The sequence below is a fragment of the Collinsella aerofaciens genome (assembly GCF_040926185.1).
Taxonomy (GTDB): domain Bacteria; phylum Actinomycetota; class Coriobacteriia; order Coriobacteriales; family Coriobacteriaceae; genus Collinsella; species Collinsella aerofaciens_BC.
Window position 1 is genome coordinate 1 of sequence record NZ_JBCOIQ010000040.1, and the last position, 1636, is coordinate 1636.

Annotated in this window: 3 protein-coding genes; all 3 read right to left on the minus strand. The window is 74.2% G+C overall.

Features of this window, described 5'->3' with window-relative positions:
* Positions 1-32: 32 nt before the first annotated feature.
* Complete coding sequence (locus AB5750_RS09660; RefSeq protein WP_347478164.1) at positions 33-695, minus strand: response regulator transcription factor; 663 nt, start codon at positions 693-695, stop codon at positions 33-35.
* A 45-nt stretch (positions 696-740) separates the two neighbouring features.
* Entirely contained in the window at positions 741-1142 is a 402-nt protein-coding gene (locus AB5750_RS09665) for a hypothetical protein (protein WP_368145913.1), read from the minus strand.
* On the minus strand, positions 1135-1636 hold a 502-nt coding region (locus AB5750_RS09670), incomplete at its 5' end, for an ABC-2 family transporter permease (protein ID WP_497197806.1). The genes AB5750_RS09665 and AB5750_RS09670, both read right to left, overlap by 8 nt.

Here is a 1636-nt window from a genome sequence, read left to right on the forward strand (position 1 = left end):
CGGCATGCCCCCGCGACCTCGCGCCCCGGTCCTCAGAGCTGCCACTTGTACCCCATCCCCCAGACGGTCGCGATCGGATCGGCGCCGGCCTCGGAGAGTTTCCTCCGGGCGCGGCTGACCTGCATGGATATGGCCGCGTCGTCGGCGTCGCTCTCCCAGCCGAGCACCGCCTCGCGTATCTGCGCGCGGCTCATGACCTGCCCGGGGTGGCGGGCGAGGTACTCGCAGATGGCGTACTCGGTGGGCGTGAGCGGCACGGCCTCGCCGCCCACGGCGAGGTCGCGCGCCCCGAGGTCGATCCGCACCTCCCCGAAGGAGAGGGCGTGCGAGCGCGGCCGGCGCTCACGGCGTAGATGGGCCGCGACCTTGGCGCGCAGCTCCGCGGCCCCGAAGGGCTTGCGGACGTAGTCGTCGGCGCCCAGGCCGTAGCCGGCCACGGCGTCCTCCTCGGCCACGCGCGCGGTCAGGAAGATGATGGGCCCGTCGAAGTCCGGGCGGATCTGCCGCACGAGCTCGAAGCCGTCGAGCCCCGGCATCATGACGTCGCAGAGCACGAGGTCGAAGCGCGAGAGGTCCATCCCAGGGACCGCCGTCGGGTCCGCTGCCTTAACGACCTCATGGCCGTCGCGGCCGAGGACGCGCGCGAGCGCGTCGAGGATCGCCCGCTCATCATCCACTGCCAGTATCCTCGCCATGTTCGACCTCCTGAAACCCTCGTCGGAATTGTACTAGCGCCGCGCTCAGCGGTCCAGAGCCCCGCGCGCAGCCGCGGGCGCCTCGGCCGCGTCGCACGCGCGGTAGCGCACGCCCGAGCCGCCGCGCGCCTCGATCTCGAGCCAGCCCTCGCCGTCCGACTCCCGCCCGAAGAAGATGAGCTGGAGCTCTCGGACATTGCCCCTGTCGTCCGCCGCGTCCACCAGGTAGACGTAGTTCGCCCCCGCCCCGGTGGCGTCGGCGTAGGAGCTCGCGTGGCTACCGGGCTCGGGCGCGGGCGCCCACATGGCGATCTCAGGGTTGGGCAGCACGCGGTCGGCGATCGAGCGCGGCGCCGACCCCCAGCCGGCGTCGAGCAGGGCATTCCCGCCCAGGACGAGCGCTGCGGAGAGGAGGGCGAGCACGGCGGCGAGCGGCTTCCTACGCATCCGCCCTCCCGTCCTCGAAGCGGCAGAACCAGGCGAGAAGGACGGCGGCGGCTGCCAGGGTGAGCACGAGGCTGGCGAGCGCAGTCGTGAGGAGAGGGCCCGCCGCGCGTGCGGCGTCGATGAAGGCCTCCACCCCGAGCGACCCCAGGCGCGCGGGCCAGGCGAGCGGCACCCAGCTCAGGGGCGTCACCAGGGCACCGGTGAGCTCGCCGGTCATGAGGCCGTGCGCAAGTCCGCCCACTGAGAAGAACGCGAGGAGCATACCCGCCGCGCCGGCGCCGATGGCGGCGTTGCGGCCGAGGCGCAGGGCCACGCCGAGCCCCAGCGCGTAGAGGGGCAGGCTGCCCAGCACGATGCCCGCCCAGGAGGCCGCAAGCGGAGCGGGCCCGAGCGGCAGGCGCCCGGCGACGGCGAGCACGGCCCCGAACACGCCGAGCGCCACGGCCAGCGCGCCCGCGCCGAGCGCCGCAAGGGCGAGCAGCTTCGCCGCGACG